The sequence below is a fragment of the Pseudomonas sp. S2_F03 genome (assembly GCF_054668335.1).
This window is the reverse complement of sequence record NZ_CP162759.1, coordinates 1,790,414-1,806,759: the sequence shown is the minus strand read 5'-3', so window position 1 is coordinate 1,806,759 and position 16,346 is coordinate 1,790,414. Positions and strand designations below refer to the sequence as shown.

Genomic DNA, 16,346 nt, shown 5'->3' with positions numbered 1-16,346 from the left:
TGACGGAGAGGCGGTGGGAGAGGGTGGACAGTGGAGCGTTCCGCAACTGGGAGTCGCGTTGAGGGAAAGGCAAAATTTTGTACGGATTGATGCTGCGCATTATCAGACTCCTTGATATATGGAGCTGCCATATCCGTTTCCACACGAATGGGTGACAGCTGTGCGCAGGGTGGAAAACCGGGAATCAAGGAAACCGGCACGCCCGAAGACGTCCCACGCACAGCCGCCATATCTCACGCAGCAGGCATAAAAAAAGCGCCGGCAGACGTGATTGGGGCGCTGTTGCGCCTTGAATTACACGGGTTTCCACACCCGGTCGCTGAATAGGCAGCGACGGGTGAGAGGGTATCGTGCCGGACCTTTTCTCGCAACCTTCGAAGGCTTTGATCCAAACCGCCCGAGACGAAAAAATGTGTTCTGCCCCGTTGTGTTCGTAACAAGTGTCACGCGTATTTCAGCCTAATACACGTTTTTGATAATAAAGGATTCTTACTTAGGAGGCAGAGACTCCGCTAGCGACCCCTCAAGTAAGTACTAGACGAGCCGGTATAAATTTATAATCTCTATGAAGCTTGAGTAGAAATAAAAAGAGCAATGGTTGCATTATATGGCGAATAACTTAATCGAGGAATTTTAGTTGTCTGTGGAAATTATAAATACATAGTTGAATCTTGAAGAATAGTTTGTAGCTCTGATGAAATCATTCTAGAGTCCGGGCAGACCACGATTCAGAAAATCGTATAACGTGGTCTGATCCCATATGAGATAGAGTTTTTCTAGGAGGACTTTTCTTTTAACTTGTATTGGATAAGGGATGAGGACTTTCCGATAAGTGATTTCATAGAGGAGACTGCGAGCGCAAAATATTTATCATCCATCGGTAGTGTTTCACCATCCATGGCGCGTGCGTAGGAGCTTGATTTTTTTATATATACAGAATTTGAAATCCCAGAGTTGTGAACGATGATGTCTCTAGTTGCTTTTATTTCGAGCCACTGGAGAATTAAGTCGTCAGGAAGTGATATGGCTGCTACCGCTTGAAAATACTCCATCTGCAGTGAAGGGGCAGCATAAAATAGTGATGCTAATTCTTTTTCGATTATGCCTGCTACGATTTCCTCACGAGAGGATGCTTTGATTATATCTGAAACATCAATTTTGTTCGTGTGGTCAATTCCTTTTACGCGAGTTTGAAGTCGACGACTATCGAAGCTGAGAATTTCAAATAAAGCATCCCCGAAAAACGCCTCAACCTGAGCGACCGCATAAACAAATACGGAGTAATAGATTTCCCAAGAAACTGCCACTTCAGCAATTTCTTTTAGCTGGGGGACTGTTCGTTCAACTTCTTTTCCTCTCACTTTTGAGGGGACTTTCAATCGTGTTTGACTTAAGAACGCTGCATCATTTTTTGCAACATTAAGGGCGCTGCGCGCAAAGGAAGTCCAAATGTAGATATTGTTTAGTGACTTTTGAGTTTTGGTTCGAAGCCGCCCAATATTTTTGGATAAATCAGTAGGGGTCATTCTGTGCTCTCATTTTTGTACTACCTAGTTTTTAGACTCTGATTTTTTAGGGTGGACAGTCTATGGCTCGCACTAATCTACAGAAAAAAGGGGAGCGGATTCATTTCATTTAAAATCAATCTGTCCCCTTTTGCTCCTTTTTTCCTTTTTTCTGCTAGTTCAGTCCTTCGGCGGTGCTAATGATGTGCCAGAAGATACGTTCTCTCTCAGCCCTTTTTGATTTGTCAGATGTTGATCGCGACGAAACCTCTGCATACGACGCGATATCAACATCTTCAGGGGCGAATTGATTGTTTTTGGCTCTAATTACCAGTTCCGTAAGTCTACCTTTCACTTCCTCTAAGTTTGAGAAGTATGGGCGATCACATTTTTGGTAGTACTCATAGCAGACGCCAAATAGGGAGTGAAACACACCTTTCGATTTAAATAGTGGTAGGTTTTCTTTGTCTAGAATTGTCTTGATAAGGCCGATTGCGGTATTGAAGGCGGTTTCATGTTCCACTTCCATCGGGAATTCGTCGTCGTATTCCATGTACGCCAGTTCGAGCAGGTCTTTCTTGTTCGTTATGCCATAAACTTGTCTCAGTAGTAGCTCGCTCACGTACTCTATATCGAGCATTCGCCGAACATCTCTGGGTGTAAAAAGGCCAATGCTTTGAAAGTATGGGTTGTCCGCAAGGCGTTCTGCTAGCTGTTTGAAGAATCCAATGTATCTTGCGTTACGCAATTCTTGATCGTTAAGAACGACATTGTTTGTATTTAGGCGAGTGAAGATGTTTCGTATTTCGTCGTCATTAGTTTTTCGTAGGAAACGAACTACTATTTTGTAGTCCCAAAATAACTCTTTTTGAGGTGTGTCAAGGTCTCGGAAATACTGACCTTTCCAATTGTCATTTGTAGGGAGAGGATAAATGTTGTCAATGAATTGGAGGATTGACGTTATACGTTGCTGGCCGTCCACGACGATATGTTGCTGTTCACCAGTTTCCGTGTTGGTTTGCACTTGCATGTAGACTTCTGGAAAAGGCAAGTTACTGAGAATGGTGTCCATTAGTAGAGAGCGTTCTTTGTCCATCCAGACCGCTCGACGTTGAAATTTTGGACTAATTTGCAAGCTCTGGTCTGTTCGCAGGCGATTGAACCAGGAGATAGTTTGTAAACTAACTTCGTATTCCATGTTGGCCTCTACTGTTTTACTGCACGTATTCCGCGCACGTAATAATCAATTGTTTCTTCCATGTTTCGAAAGTACATCATGTTTACGGTCTTGAATCCCACCGTTCGATTTGAGTACTTGTTGGTGAGTTTTTCGTATCGCTGCCGAATTTCTGACTTTAGCGAGGGCATCCATTTTGGGAGGCAAATCCGGAGTATACATCTTCGCCATGCCTTCTAAGTGCTTGTTGCCCAACTAAGTCGAGCGAGTAGTAGCTATTTCGGTGGTACGATCTTAACTCGTCCCAAGTTTGTAAATAGCTTTCGGCACAAATGATTGCTATGTCAATGTCGGATTTTTCGTGGAACTCGCTTAAGTTTTTTCTTGGGTTTAAGCTAAACTTCCAGTTGGCAGACCCTACTACGGCAATGCGGTAGGCGTTTTGATGGTCTGCCATTATTAGATCTTTGTACGCTTTGTATGTTTCTTCGGAATTTATGGCGTGGATGGAGGTTTTTAGAATAAGTTTTTCTGCAATAGTCTGTGGGGATTGCGATCTAATAAAACTCTTGAATTCTTTTGCATCCATTTAATGCGCCATCCTGATGCACTTTTGTATGGGGCTTGATGTGTCGAAACAGAGTCATTTGATATCACATATGTGAAAAAAAGTGGACAATTTTAATATTGGATAAGACGTGGCGATCAGGTCTGTCCGGTTGTAGGGCGTTCCCACTTTTTTAGGCCGCCCACCGTCGTTCATTGAATATCTTTCAGGTAACCCTTGAGCGCGATGAGCGGCGGATCAAGCTGCTTTGTCGTCCGCACAACGCTGAAATCTGCTGCCAACCGATGTAACTCACGACCCAGGACCGTATCAACACCGCCGATTGCGTTCAGCGCCAATCTCAAGCATTCATTCACTTTCGCCTGAATCCCCTCAACATCCCCCTCCTTACCAGTAACCCAAAAACCTCCCGCTCATACTCACTCATCACCAAATCATCCCGAAGAATCGGACTCGAATCCTCCGTCTCATAAGCAAGCTTCAGGCAGAACAGAGCAACAGTTTCCAGCAGCAGTTCCATGGGGTGAATCCTTGAGAAGGGTCGTACCGGTCGAGGAGGCGAGAAATTAAAGCATCGCCAGCAAGCCGGCTCCTGCAGGTCGGCGTTGTGTCAGGCACTTTTCGGCAGACGAAAAAAAAGGCCTTGCTAAGCAAGACCTTTCTTAATTTTGGTGCCCCGAGGGAGACTCGAACTCCCACTCCTTTCGAAAACGGATTTTGAATCCGCCGCGTCTACAATTCCGCCATCAGGGCTCAATGGCGGCGAAGTATAGAGATGAGATTACCGTCGGTCAATCAGGTACATAGAGAATTTTCACTATTTCGGCTAGACTTCCGGCCCCTGCTAGACGAACCCCATCATGCGCGTTGCTGACTTTACTTTCGAACTCCCAGATTCGCTGATCGCCCGCCACCCTTTGGCCGAGCGTCGCAACAGTCGCCTGTTGACCCTTGATGGGGTCAGCGGCGCCCTGGCACACCGTCAATTCACTGATTTGCTCGAGCATTTGCGCCCGGGCGATTTGATGGTGTTCAACAATACCCGGGTGATTCCGGCGCGGCTGTTTGGCCAGAAGGCTTCCGGCGGCAAGCTGGAAATCCTGGTCGAGCGCGTGCTCGACAGTCATCGCGTGCTGGCGCATGTGCGTTCCAGCAAGTCGCCGAAGCCGGGGTCGAAGATCCTGATCGATGGCGGTGGCGAGGCCGAGATGCTGGCGCGCCACGATGCGTTGTTCGAGTTGGGGTTCGCCGAAGAGGTGTTGCCGCTGCTCGACCGCGTCGGGCACATGCCGTTGCCGCCTTATATAGACCGCCCGGATGAAGGCTCGGACCGCGAGCGTTATCAGACCGTGTACGCCGAGCGTTTGGGTGCCGTGGCGGCGCCGACGGCGGGGCTGCATTTCGATCAGCCGCTGATGGAGGCGATTGCCGCCAAGGGCATCGAGACCGCGTTCGTGACGCTGCACGTCGGTGCCGGTACGTTCCAGCCAGTACGCGTCGAGAAGATCGAAGACCACCACATGCACAGCGAATGGCTGGAAGTCGGCCAGGACGTGGTGGATGCGGTTGCCGCTTGCCGCGCTCGCGGTGGTCGCGTGGTGGCCGTGGGGACCACCAGCGTGCGTTCGCTGGAAAGTGCTGCGCGCGATGGCGTGCTCAAGCCGTTCAGTGGCGACACCGACATTTTCATCTACCCGGGCCGACCGTTTCATGTGGTCGATGCCCTGGTCACCAACTTCCATTTGCCTGAATCCACGCTGTTGATGCTGGTTTCGGCGTTCGCCGGTTATCCCGAAGCCATGGCTGCCTATAAAGCGGCCGTCGAGCATGGATACCGCTTTTTCAGCTACGGTGATGCGATGTTTATCACCCGTAACCCCGCACCACGTGGCCCTGAGGACAAAGAATGAGTCGCCAAAGTCGTATGTCGTTTGAGTTGCTTGCTACTGACGGCAAGGCTCGTCGCGGTCGTTTGACCTTTCCACGCGGCACCGTAGAAACCCCGGCCTTCATGCCGGTGGGCACCTACGGCACGGTCAAGGGCATGCTGCCGCGGGATATCACCGCCACTGGCGCGGAAATCATTCTGGGTAACACCTTCCACTTGTGGCTGCGTCCTGGCACTGAAGTGATCAAGAAGCACGGCGACCTGCACGATTTCATGCAGTGGAAAGGCCCGATTCTGACCGACTCCGGCGGCTTCCAGGTGTTCAGCCTGGGCGCCATGCGCAAGATCAAAGAGGAGGGCGTGACTTTCGCCTCCCCGGTTGATGGCGCCAAAGTGTTCATGGGCCCGGAAGAATCGATGCAGGTCCAGCGTGACCTGGGCTCGGACATCGTGATGATCTTCGACGAATGCACCCCGTACCCGGCTGACGAAGACGTCGCTCGCGTGTCGATGGAGTTGTCGTTGCGTTGGGCCAAGCGCTCGAAAGAAGCCCATGGCGACAACACGGCGGCGCTGTTCGGCATTGTTCAGGGCGGTATGCACCAGGACTTGCGCATGCGCTCCCTGGAAGGCCTCGACCAGATCGGCTTTGATGGCCTGGCCATCGGCGGTCTGTCGGTGGGCGAGCCCAAACACGAAATGATCAAGGTGCTGGATTACCTGCCGGGTCAGATGCCGGCTGACAAACCTCGTTACCTTATGGGCGTTGGCAAACCGGAAGATCTGGTTGAGGGTGTGCGCCGCGGTGTGGACATGTTCGATTGCGTGATGCCAACCCGTAATGCCCGCAATGGGCATCTGTTCATTGATACCGGCGTGCTGAAGATCCGTAACGCGTTCCATCGCCATGATGATTCGCCGCTCGATCCGACCTGCGATTGCTATACCTGCCAGAACTTCTCCCGTGCTTATCTGCATCACCTGGACAAGTGCGGCGAAATGCTGGGGAGCATGCTCAATACCATCCATAACTTGCGTCATTATCAAGTGCTTATGGCTGGTTTGCGCGAGGCTATTCAACAGGGTACATTGGCCGCCTTTGTCGATGCCTTCTACGCCAAACGCGGGTTACCTGTTCCGCCTTTGGACTGAGTTTTCTGACCCCAAGATTCAACATTTGCAACTGGAGTGCTAAATGAGCTTTTTTATCTCTAATGCCATGGCTGACGCCGCTGCACCTGCTGCGGGCCCTATGGGTGGCGGTTTTGAGTGGATTTTCCTGGTCGGCTTCCTGGTCATCTTCTACCTGATGATCTGGCGTCCACAGGCCAAGCGCGCCAAAGAACAAAAGAACCTGCTGAGCAGCCTGCAAAAAGGCGACGAAGTTGTGACCACTGGCGGTATCGCCGGCAAGATCACTAAAGTTGCAGACGATTTCGTTGTTCTGGAAGTTTCCGACACTGTCGAAATGAAGTTCCAGAAGGGCGCTATTGCCGCGACGCTGCCAAAAGGCACGCTGAAAGCGATCTAAGTTTCAACTTCATATTCAATCGACGGGGCGCGCAAGGCGCCCCGCGTCATAAACGGGCGGCGTGATGCTGAACAAATACCCTCTGTGGAAATACATTCTGATCCTGGCGGTGCTGGCGGTCGGTCTGATTTATTCCGCTCCCAATCTATATCCTGATGACCCGGCCATTCAGGTCAGCGGTGCAAGTACTGCGCTGCTCGTCAATCAGGCTGATCTGGATCGTGTGAGCACTGCGCTCAAGGAATCCGGGATCAACGTCAAGGCTGCAACCCTGGCTGCGAACGGCAAGGGTGGTCTGATTCGCCTGACCAAGGCTGAAGATCAGTTGCCTGCCAAAGACGTCGTGCGCAAGGCGTTGGGTGATGACTACGTCGTTGCACTGAACCTGGCACAAACCACGCCGCAATGGTTGCGCAGCCTGGGCGCGCACCCGATGAAGCTGGGTCTGGACTTGTCCGGTGGTGTGCACTTCCTGCTGGAAGTGGACATGGACAAAGCAATCGACGCACGTTTGAAAGTGTACGAAGGCGACGTTAAGAGCCTGTTGCGTAAAGAAAAACTGCGCTATCGCAGCCTGCCGCAACTCAACGGTGCCATTCAGCTGGGCTTCACTGATGAAGCAACCCGCGAAGAGGCCCGTGCGCTGGTCCGCAAGAACTTCAACGATTTCGACATTGTTCCGGCCGACCTCAATGGTCAACCGGTGCTGCGTCTGGCGATGACCCCGGCCAAGCTGGCGGAAATCCGTGAATACTCCATCAAGCAGAACTTGACCACGGTACGTAACCGCGTCAACGAGCTGGGTGTTGCCGAACCGATCGTTCAGCGTCAGGGCGCCAACCGCATCGTGGTTGAGCTGCCGGGCGTCCAGGACACCGCAGAAGCCAAGCGTATCCTCGGCAAGACGGCCAACCTTGAGTTCCGTCTGGCTGCTGAGCCGGGTGCTTCGAAAGCTACCTCCGAAACCTTCGAGTTCCGTGAAGGCAAGCGTCCGCCGGCACAGATCGAGCGTGGCCTGATCATCACCGGTGACCAGGTGACTGACGCCAAGGCTGGCTTCGGCGAGCACGGCACGCCAGAAGTGAACATCCGTCTGGATGGCCACGGTGGCGAGCTGATGAGTCGTGCGACTCGCAGCAACGTTGGTCGCAGCATGGCGGTGATCTTCATCGAGCAACGCCCTGTTACCACCTACACCAAGCAAATGGTCAACGGCGTCGAGAAAGACGTGCCGGTCCAGACGTTTAAAGAAGAGAAGAAGATCATCAGCCTGGCGACCATCCAGTCGCCGCTGGGTGCTCAGTTCCGCATCACTGGCCTGAACGGCCAGGGCGAGTCTTCGAACTGGCGCTGCTGCTGCGTGCCGGTGGTCTGGCTGCACCGATGTACTTCGCTGAAGAGCGCACCATTGGTCCAAGCCTGGGTGCCGACAACATCGTCAAGGGTATCGATGCATCGCTGTGGGGCATGCTGTTTGTCTCGCTGTTCATCATGGTCATCTACCGCTTCTTTGGCCTCATCGCCACCGTCGCTCTGGCGGTGAACATGGTGCTGCTGCTGGCCTTGATGTCGCTGCTGGGTGCAACGCTGACCCTGCCGGGTATCGCCGGTATCGTATTGACCATGGGTATGGCGGTCGACGCCAACGTACTGATCTTCTCGCGGATCCGTGAAGAGATTGCGGCGGGCATGACCGTACAACGGGCAATCAACGAAGGCTTCGGCCGGGCATTCACCGCGATTCTCGACGCCAACCTGACAACCTTGTTGGTCGGCGGGATTCTCTTTGCGATGGGCACAGGCCCGGTCAAAGGTTTCGCAGTGACCATGTCCCTCGGGATCTTTACCTCGATGTTCACGGCCATCATGGTGACCCGCGCGATGGTCAACCTGATCTTCGGCGGTCGTGACTTCAAGAAGTTGTGGATTTAAGGGGCTGCCATGTTACGTACAATCAACTTCATGGGCGTTCGCAACTTTGCGTTCGGCGTCACATTGTTCCTTACGGCGCTGGCCATTTTCAGTGTCTTCCATAAGGGCATGAACTGGGGCCTGGACTTCACCGGCGGTACGCTCATTGAGCTGACCTACGAGCGTCCAGCTGACGTCACCAAGGTGCGTGAGCAACTGGTGACATCGGGTTATCACGAAGCCATCGTGCAAAGCTTCGGTGCAACTACCGACTTGCTGGTGCGTATGCCGGGTGAAGATCCGCAACTGGGTCACCAGGTGGCAGAAGCGCTGCTGAAAGTCGGTGGCGACAACCCGGCGACGGTCAAACGCGTCGAGTTCGTCGGCCCGCAGGTGGGTGAAGAGCTGCGCGACCAGGGCGGCCTCGGCATGCTGATGGCGCTGGGCGGCATCCTGATCTACCTGGCGTTCCGCTTTCAGTGGAAGTTTGCGGTCGGTGCGATCGTTTCGTTGATCCACGACGTGATCGTGACCATCGGTATCCTGTCGTTCTTCCAGATCACCTTCGATCTGACGGTGCTGGCGGCGGTACTGGCGATCATCGGTTACTCGCTCAACGACACCATCGTGGTATTCGACCGGGTTCGTGAGAACTTCCGGGTACTGCGCAAGGCCAGTCTGATCGAGAACATCAACATCTCGACCACGCAAACCCTGCTGCGGACCATGGCGACTTCGATCTCCACGTTGCTGGCGATTGCGGCCCTGCTGTTCTTCGGCGGTGACAACCTGTTCGGCTTCTCCATTGCGCTGTTCGTCGGTGTTCTGGCGGGTACTTACTCGTCGATCTACATCGCTAACGTGGTGCTGATCTGGCTGAACCTGAGCACTGAAGACCTGATTCCACCGGCCAATACCGAGAAGGAAGTCGACGACCGTCCATAACGGCCATCGCATTTCCCGGTAGTTAGCCCAAAAAGGCGCGAGTTGAACTCGCGCCTTTTTTTGTGCTCCAAGGCTGGGAGAAGCGCGGGTTTGTCCCGCATGTGATGGTCAGGAGGTTCATGTGAACAAGTCGATGCTGGTTGGTGCGGTATTGGGTGCTGTCGGTGTGACTGCCGGGGGTGCTGTTGCCACCTACAGCTTGGTTAAAAGCGGCCCTGAGTTTGCGCAAGTACTCGCCGTTGAGCCGGTCAAGACTCAGATCAAGACGCCACGTGAAGTTTGCAAGGATGTCGCAGTGACTCGGCAAGCGCCGGTCAAAGATCAGCATCAGATCGCCGGTACCGTAGTGGGTGCGTTGGCGGGTGGTCTGTTGGGTAACCAGATCGGCGGCGGCACCGGCAAGAAGATTGCTACGGTCGCAGGCGCTGTCGGCGGTGGTTATGCAGGCAACAAGGTTCAGGAAGGCATGCAGGAGCGTGATACCTACACCACGACTCAAACTCGCTGCAACACCGTGAATGACATCAGCGACAAGGTTGTGGGCTACGATGTTCGGTATTCGCTGGATGGCAAGGAAGGCAAGGTGCGGATGGATCGTGATCCGGGTAACCAGATTCCGGTCGACAAGGAAGGCAAGCTGATCCTGTCGCAGAACGAAGAGAATCGCTGAATACTCAGGTTACAGATTGGAAAAGAAGCACCCTTCGGGGTGCTTTTTTTGTGCCCGGAATACGACGGCGGGAACACCGTAAACCTGTAGAGCCTGGCTTGCCCGCGATAGCGATTTCACCTGCACCATTCATGGTGATTGGCACACCGCCATCGCGGGCAAGCCCGGCTCCTACAGGGGGTGGGGGGAATGCACAAATCGCAGGCATAAAAAAAGCACCCCGAAGGGGTGCTTTTTTTGTCGCTGGAAGCTTAGCGCTTCAGCGAGGCTGGCAGGTGCGGCTGGATGGCCGTCAGTACTGCTTTGAAGCACTTGGTGTTACCGGCAACGACGTGGCCTTTTTCAAGGAATTCGTGACCGCCGGTGAAGTCGCTGATCAAGCCGCCAGCTTCTTGAATCAGCAGGGCGCCTGCAGCCATGTCCCACTCTGACAGGCCCGACTCCCAGAACGCGTCGAAACGACCGGCAGCCACGTAGGCCAGGTCCAGGCTCGCCGAACCAGCGCGGCGGATGCCAGCGGTCTGGCCAACCAGGGCGCGGAACATGCCCAGGTAGTTCTCGAGGTTGTCCATCTGGTCGTCACGGAACGGGAAGCCGGTACCCAGCAGGGCGCCTTCCAGGCTGGTGCGGCCGCTGACGCGCAGGCGACGACCGTTCAGTTGAGCGCCGCGACCACGGCTGGCGGTGAATTCTTCCTGGCGAACCGGGTCCAGAACAACAGCGTGTTCCAGGCGACCGCGGTATTTGCAGGCGATGCTGACAGCGAAGTGAGGAATGCCGCGCAGGAAGTTGGTGGTGCCGTCCAGCGGATCGATGATCCACAGGTATTCTTCGCCTTCGATGCCGTTGCCGGCGTGCATGCCGGTTTCTTCACCCAGGATCGAGTGGTTTGGGTAGGCCTTGCGCAGCGCATCGATGATTTTCTGTTCGGCGGCGCGATCCACCTCGGATACATAATCCTTGGCGTCTTTTTCGTCGACCTTGATGGTATCCAGGCGCTCGATGGAGCGGAAAATCAATTCACTGGCGCTGCGGGCGGCGCGCAGCGCGATATTCAGCATGGGCTGCATGGATGTGTCACCTAAGGTTGTTAAAGAAAGCCGGGCATTCTATCAGAACTTTTCTACAGGTGAAGGTTGGTGTTCGCTTTCATAGCTTAACGGTAGTAGGAACTGTAAGATTCGGCTCCCTATTTCTGTGTTCGAGAACGCCTCCCGTGTTGCATAACATTCGTGTCGTCCTGGTCAATACCAGCCATCCCGGCAACATCGGCGGGGCTGCGCGTGCCATGAAGAACATGGGCTTGTCGCGGCTGGTGCTGGTCGAACCCCGGTTATTCCCGCATCACGAAGCCGACGCTCGTGCGTCCGGTGCCGGGGATATCCTTGAAAACGCGCAAGTCGTCGCCACCTTGGAAGATGCCTTGGTCGGTTGCAATCTGGTGCTCGGTACCAGCGCGCGTGATCGTCGCATCCCCTGGCCGTTGCTCGACCCCCGCGAATGCGGTGTGAAAGTGGTGGAGGAGGCGGGGCAGGGTGCCGAGATCGCTTTGGTGTTCGGTCGTGAAGACTCTGGCCTGACCAATGAAGAGCTGCAGCGATGTCATTATCACGTGCATATCCCCTCAGACCCTGAGTTCAGTTCGCTGAACCTGGGGGCGGCGGTGCAGGTGTTGAGCTATGAAGTGCGCATGTCCTGGCTCGCGGCCCAAGGGCAGCCGAGCAAGGTCGAGAAGGAAGAAGTCGCGTCCACCAAAAGTGGTGAGCTGGCGACCATGGATGAGCTGGAGCGATTCTATGAGCACCTGGAACAAACCCTGGTGGCCATCGAATTCCTCGATCCGGAAAAACCGCGGCACTTGATGGCGCGCCTGCGCCGGTTGTACGGACGTAGCTCGGTCAGCCGGGCGGAAATGAATATATTGCGTGGCATCCTCACGGAAACCCAGAAAGCGGCCCGTGGCGAGCTACTAAAGCGGAAGGATTAATGATGTTTGAGCGTTTGCGTGAAGATATCCAAAGCGTATTCCATCGAGACCCGGCGGCGCGTAACGCTTTTGAAGTTCTGACGTGCTACCCGGGCATGCATGCCATCTGGATTCATCGTCTGTCGTCGGCCTTGTGGCGCGCAGAGCTGAAATGGCTGGCGCGACTGGTCTCGAACTTCGGTCGCTGGCTGACCGGGATCGAGATCCATCCGGGCGCCAAGGTAGGTCGTCGCTTCTTTATTGATCACGGGATGGGCATCGTTATTGGTGAAACCGCCGAGATCGGCGATGACGTCACTATTTATCAGGGCGTGACCCTGGGCGGCACTAGCTGGAACAAGGGCAAGCGTCACCCGACCTTGGGTGATGGCGTCGTAGTCGGGGCGGGCGCGAAGGTGTTAGGTCCGTTCACTGTCGGTGCCGGGGCCAAGGTGGGTTCCAATGCTGTCGTGACCAAGGAAGTGCCGCCGGGTGCCACTGTGGTGGGTATTCCGGGGCGAATCATCGTCAAGTCTGATGTCGAGCAAGATGCCAAGCGCAAGGCGATGGCCGAGAAGATTGGTTTTGATGCCTACGGCCTCAGCGAAGACATGCCTGACCCGGTGGCGCGTGCCATTGGTCAGCTGCTCGATCACCTGCAGGCGGTCGATGGTCGTCTGGAAGGCATGTGCGGGGCGCTGAAGGATCTGGGCAGTAATTATTGTGCGAAAGATCTGCCTGAGTTGCGTGAAGAAGACTTTGCGTGTGTGAAGGACAAGGATCAGAGTCAGGCCAGCTGAACCGAGTCGACTTCATCGCGGGCAAGCCCGCTCCCACAGGTCTCGGGTGAAGCACCGGTGGTGTGAGCGCCGAAAATCCCTGTGGGAGCGGGCTTGCCCGCGATGAAGTCGACTCGGTACCACTGGCTGTTTGTGGCCAGTCTTTGCTATGATGCTGCCGCTCTTTTGCGGGTAAACCTGACTAAAGTACTAGGTCTTATAGTTGACTTAAATACTCGGGAATTGCATACTCGCCCCATTCCGAACTCCGTGGTAATTGTCCATGCGACTGACTACAAAAGGCCGATACGCCGTGACCGCCATGCTCGATCTGGCGTTGCATGCGCAGCACGGGCCGGTGTCCCTGGCCGATATCTCCGAGCGCCAAGGCATCTCCCTGTCCTACCTCGAACAGCTTTTCGCCAAATTGCGCCGCAGCAATCTGGTCTCCAGCGTCCGTGGTCCGGGTGGCGGCTACCAGCTGTCCCGCGACATGCAGGGCATCCAGGTCGCCCAGGTGATCGATGCGGTGAACGAATCGGTCGATGCAACCAAATGCCAGGGCCAAGGCGATTGCCATTCAGGCGATACCTGCCTGACTCACCACTTGTGGTGCGACCTGAGCCTGCAGATTCACGAATTTCTGAGCGGTATCAGCTTGGCTGACCTTGTGACTCGCCGTGAGGTACAAGATATAGCCCAGCGTCAGGACCAGCGCCGTTGCAACAGCAAGGCGCCACGCCTGGACAAGATTGAAGCGTCCGCCGTCGAATGACAGCCAAAGAGCTAACGGCACGCCAGCCAGCCTGATTTAGGAGATTTTCCATGAAATTGCCGATTTACCTTGATTACTCTGCGACCACCCCGGTTGATCCGCGTGTTGCGCAAAAGATGAGTGAATGCCTGCTGGTCGACGGAAACTTCGGTAACCCGGCGTCCCGTTCCCACGTGTTTGGCTGGAAAGCTGAAGAGTCCGTCGAAAACGCCCGTCGTCAGGTCGCAGACCTGGTCAACGCCGATCCGCGTGAAATCGTCTGGACCTCCGGTGCCACCGAATCCGACAACCTGGCAATCAAGGGTGCGGCGCATTTCTATGCCACCAAAGGCAAGCACCTGATCACCACCAAGATTGAGCACAAGGCTGTCCTCGACACCATGCGCCAACTGGAGCGTGAAGGCTTCGAAGTCACCTACATCGAGCCGCGCACCGACGGTCTGGTCACTCCAGAGATGATCGAAGCAGAGCTGCGTGACGACACCATCCTGGTTTCGGTCATGCACGTGAACAACGAAATCGGCACCATCAACGACATCGCAGCCATCGGCGAACTGACCCGTTCCAAGGGCATCCTGTTCCACGTCGACGCCGCTCAGTCCACCGGCAAGGTCGACATCGACCTGTCGAAACTGAAAGTTGACATGATGTCGTTCTCGGCCCACAAAACCTATGGCCCTAAAGGCATCGGCGCACTGTACGTCAGCCGCAAGCCGCGTGTTCGCATCGAAGCGACCATGCACGGCGGCGGTCACGAACGTGGCATGCGTTCCGGTACCCTGGCGACTCACCAGATCGTCGGCATGGGTGAAGCTTTCCGCGTGGCCAAAGAAGACATGGCTGCCGAAAACGTACGCATCAAAGCCCTGAGCGACCGCTTCTTCAAGCAGGTCGAAGGCCTGGAAGAGCTGTACATCAACGGCAGCATGACCGCCCGTGTACCGCACAACCTGAACCTGAGCTTCAACTACGTTGAAGGTGAGTCGCTGATCATGGCGCTCAAGGATCTGGCGGTATCGTCCGGCTCGGCTTGCACCTCCGCTTCGCTGGAGCCTTCGTACGTACTGCGCGCCCTGGGCCGCAACGACGAACTGGCACACAGCTCGATTCGCTTCACCTTCGGCCGTTTCACCACCGAAGAAGAAATCGATTACGCCGCGCAGAAAGTCTGCGAGGCCGTTACCAAGCTGCGCACTTTGTCGCCGCTGTGGGACATGTACAAAGACGGTGTCGACATTTCGAAAATCGAGTGGGCGGCACACTGATTTCAAGTCGCCGCGAACCGGCCCTGTAAAACCAAGGTTTGCAGGGCTTTAAGAGCGACTCTCTGATGAGTGAGGATTAAGCATCATGGCTTACAGCGAAAAGGTCATCGACCACTACGAAAACCCGCGCAACGTCGGCAAGATGGACGCGGAAGACCCGGATGTCGGCACCGGCATGGTCGGCGCTCCGGCGTGCGGCGACGTCATGCGTCTGCAAATCAAGGTTAACGAGCAAGGCATCATCGAAGACGCCAAGTTCAAGACCTACGGCTGCGGTTCGGCTATCGCTTCCAGCTCCCTCGCCACCGAGTGGATGAAGGGCAAGACCCTGGACGAAGCAGAAACCATCAAAAACACCCAGCTGGCTGAAGAACTGGCCCTGCCGCCAGTGAAAATTCACTGCTCCGTACTCGCTGAAGACGCTATCAAAGCGGCCGTTCGCGACTACAAGCAGAAGAAAGGCTTGATCTGACTTTCAGGTTTTGGCGACGAGTAAGGAGTCACCGATGGCTATCAGCATGACAGAAGCGGCTGCTCGACACGTGCGGCGCTCCCTCGACGGGCGCGGCAAAGGTGAAGGGATTCGTCTGGGTGTTCGCACCACGGGCTGTTCCGGCCTTGCCTACGTGCTGGAGTTTGTCGACGAGGTGGTTGCAGAGGATCAGGTGTTCGAAAGTCACGGTGAAAAAGTGATTATCGACCCGAAAAGCCTGGCCTACCTGGACGGCACCGAGCTCGATTTCGTCAAGGAAGGGTTGAACGAAGGCTTCAAGTTCAACAACCCCAACGTGCGCGGTGAATGTGGCTGCGGCGAAAGCTTCAATATCTGAGGCTTGTCGTGGGTACTCCTTGTCATTTCGCTTTATTTGAGCTGCAGCCGGGTTTCAATCTGGATCTCGATCAGCTGGCTACGCGCTACCGTGAGTTGGCGCGCAGTGTTCATCCGGACCGCTTTGCTGATGCTTCCGAGCGTGAGCAGCGGTTGGCGCTGAGAGCAATCCGCGAGCCTCAACGAGGCCTACCAGACGCTCAAAAGTCCTCCCAAGCGCGCGCGTTACTTGCTCGCCTTGAATGGGGGTGAGCTGCCGCTGGAGGTCACGGTGCATGATCCGGAGTTTCTTCTGCAGCAGATGGAGTTGCGTGAAGAGCTCGAAGACCTGCAAGACAGTGCCGATCTGGCCGGTGTTGCAGCGTTCAAGCGTCGCCTGAAAACTGCTCAGGATGTACTGAATCAAAGCTTCGCGGCTTGCTGGAATGATGCGGCGCAACGTGAACAGGCCGAACGCCTGATGCGACGCATGCAGTTCCTCGACAAGCTCACCTACGAAGTGCGCCAGTTAGAAGAGCGCCTCGACGATTAACCCAG

The 16,346-nt window shown here is 54.9% G+C and carries 15 protein-coding genes, 1 tRNA gene and 3 pseudogenes; 13 read left to right on the top strand and 6 right to left on the bottom strand.

Annotated elements, in window-relative coordinates; all coding sequences use genetic code 11:
• Positions 1-776: 776 nt before the first annotated feature.
• The 5 genes and pseudogenes from AB4N76_RS08560 to AB4N76_RS08540 all read right to left on the bottom strand — a co-directional run bounded on the left by AB4N76_RS08560 (position 777) and on the right by AB4N76_RS08540 (position 4,003).
• A complete protein-coding gene (locus AB4N76_RS08560; protein ID WP_460164374.1) occupies positions 777-1,526 on the bottom strand; it encodes a hypothetical protein in 750 nt (249 codons plus the stop codon).
• 154 nt (positions 1,527-1,680) lie between these two features.
• A complete protein-coding gene (locus AB4N76_RS08555) occupies positions 1,681-2,703 on the bottom strand; it encodes a DUF262 domain-containing protein (protein ID WP_460164373.1) in 1,023 nt (340 codons plus the stop codon).
• A gap of 157 nt (positions 2,704-2,860) precedes the next feature.
• Positions 2,861-3,271: a hypothetical protein gene (locus tag AB4N76_RS08550; RefSeq protein ID WP_460164372.1), complete on the bottom strand. Its 411-nt coding sequence runs from the start codon at positions 3,269-3,271 to the stop codon at positions 2,861-2,863.
• Positions 3,272-3,441: 170 nt separating this feature from the next.
• Positions 3,442-3,770: pseudogene (locus AB4N76_RS08545) on the bottom strand (hypothetical protein).
• A gap of 149 nt (positions 3,771-3,919) precedes the next feature.
• A tRNA-Leu gene (locus AB4N76_RS08540) sits at positions 3,920-4,003 on the bottom strand.
• A 107-nt stretch (positions 4,004-4,110) separates the two neighbouring features.
• Here AB4N76_RS08540 and queA point away from each other — a divergent pair.
• From queA to AB4N76_RS08510, 6 genes and pseudogenes are all read left to right on the top strand, one after another.
• Positions 4,111-5,160, top strand: a complete 1,050-nt coding sequence (queA, locus tag AB4N76_RS08535) for a tRNA preQ1(34) S-adenosylmethionine ribosyltransferase-isomerase QueA (RefSeq protein ID WP_077431307.1) — start codon at positions 4,111-4,113, stop codon at positions 5,158-5,160.
• Positions 5,161-5,174: 14 nt separating this feature from the next.
• Positions 5,175-6,290, top strand: a complete 1,116-nt coding sequence (gene tgt, locus AB4N76_RS08530; RefSeq protein WP_128870527.1) for a tRNA guanosine(34) transglycosylase Tgt — start codon at positions 5,175-5,177, stop codon at positions 6,288-6,290.
• Between the two features lie 43 nt (positions 6,291-6,333).
• Complete coding sequence (gene yajC, locus AB4N76_RS08525) at positions 6,334-6,669, top strand: preprotein translocase subunit YajC (protein ID WP_007982729.1); 336 nt, start codon at positions 6,334-6,336, stop codon at positions 6,667-6,669.
• A gap of 64 nt (positions 6,670-6,733) precedes the next feature.
• Positions 6,734-8,601: pseudogene (secD, locus tag AB4N76_RS08520) on the top strand (protein translocase subunit SecD).
• Positions 8,602-8,610: 9 nt separating this feature from the next.
• Complete coding sequence (gene secF / locus AB4N76_RS08515; protein ID WP_046026635.1) at positions 8,611-9,525, top strand: protein translocase subunit SecF; 915 nt, start codon at positions 8,611-8,613, stop codon at positions 9,523-9,525.
• A 121-nt stretch (positions 9,526-9,646) separates the two neighbouring features.
• Entirely contained in the window at positions 9,647-10,195 is a 549-nt protein-coding gene (locus AB4N76_RS08510; protein WP_046026633.1) for a glycine zipper 2TM domain-containing protein, read from the top strand.
• Between the two features lie 251 nt (positions 10,196-10,446).
• Here AB4N76_RS08510 and suhB read toward each other — a convergent pair whose 3' ends face one another.
• Positions 10,447-11,265 carry a type III secretion system regulator SuhB gene (gene suhB / locus AB4N76_RS08505; RefSeq protein ID WP_109784974.1) on the bottom strand — a complete coding sequence of 273 codons (819 nt, stop codon included), beginning with the start codon at positions 11,263-11,265 and terminating at the stop codon, positions 10,447-10,449.
• 146 nt (positions 11,266-11,411) lie between these two features.
• Between suhB and trmJ the strand changes: the two genes are divergently transcribed.
• From trmJ to hscB, 7 genes and pseudogenes are all read left to right on the top strand, one after another.
• Entirely contained in the window at positions 11,412-12,182 is a 771-nt protein-coding gene (gene trmJ, locus AB4N76_RS08500) for a tRNA (cytosine(32)/uridine(32)-2'-O)-methyltransferase TrmJ (RefSeq protein WP_046026630.1), read from the top strand.
• Positions 12,183-12,184: 2 nt separating this feature from the next.
• Positions 12,185-12,961, top strand: coding sequence for a serine O-acetyltransferase (gene cysE, locus AB4N76_RS08495; protein ID WP_460164371.1), 777 nt, complete (start codon positions 12,185-12,187; stop codon positions 12,959-12,961).
• 262 nt (positions 12,962-13,223) lie between these two features.
• On the top strand, positions 13,224-13,715 hold the full coding sequence (gene iscR / locus AB4N76_RS08490; RefSeq protein ID WP_007948177.1) for a Fe-S cluster assembly transcriptional regulator IscR: 492 nt from the start codon (positions 13,224-13,226) through the stop codon (positions 13,713-13,715).
• A 50-nt stretch (positions 13,716-13,765) separates the two neighbouring features.
• Positions 13,766-14,980 (top strand): IscS subfamily cysteine desulfurase, encoded by a 1,215-nt coding sequence (locus AB4N76_RS08485; protein WP_046026628.1) that lies wholly within the window; start codon positions 13,766-13,768, stop codon positions 14,978-14,980.
• A gap of 85 nt (positions 14,981-15,065) precedes the next feature.
• A complete protein-coding gene (gene iscU, locus AB4N76_RS08480; RefSeq protein ID WP_003443374.1) occupies positions 15,066-15,452 on the top strand; it encodes a Fe-S cluster assembly scaffold IscU in 387 nt (128 codons plus the stop codon).
• A gap of 34 nt (positions 15,453-15,486) precedes the next feature.
• Positions 15,487-15,810 carry an iron-sulfur cluster assembly protein IscA gene (gene iscA / locus AB4N76_RS08475; RefSeq protein WP_003227904.1) on the top strand — a complete coding sequence of 108 codons (324 nt, stop codon included), beginning with the start codon at positions 15,487-15,489 and terminating at the stop codon, positions 15,808-15,810.
• 8 nt (positions 15,811-15,818) lie between these two features.
• Positions 15,819-16,341, top strand: a pseudogene (gene hscB, locus AB4N76_RS08470) (co-chaperone HscB).
• The last annotated feature ends 5 nt before the right edge of the window (positions 16,342-16,346 follow it).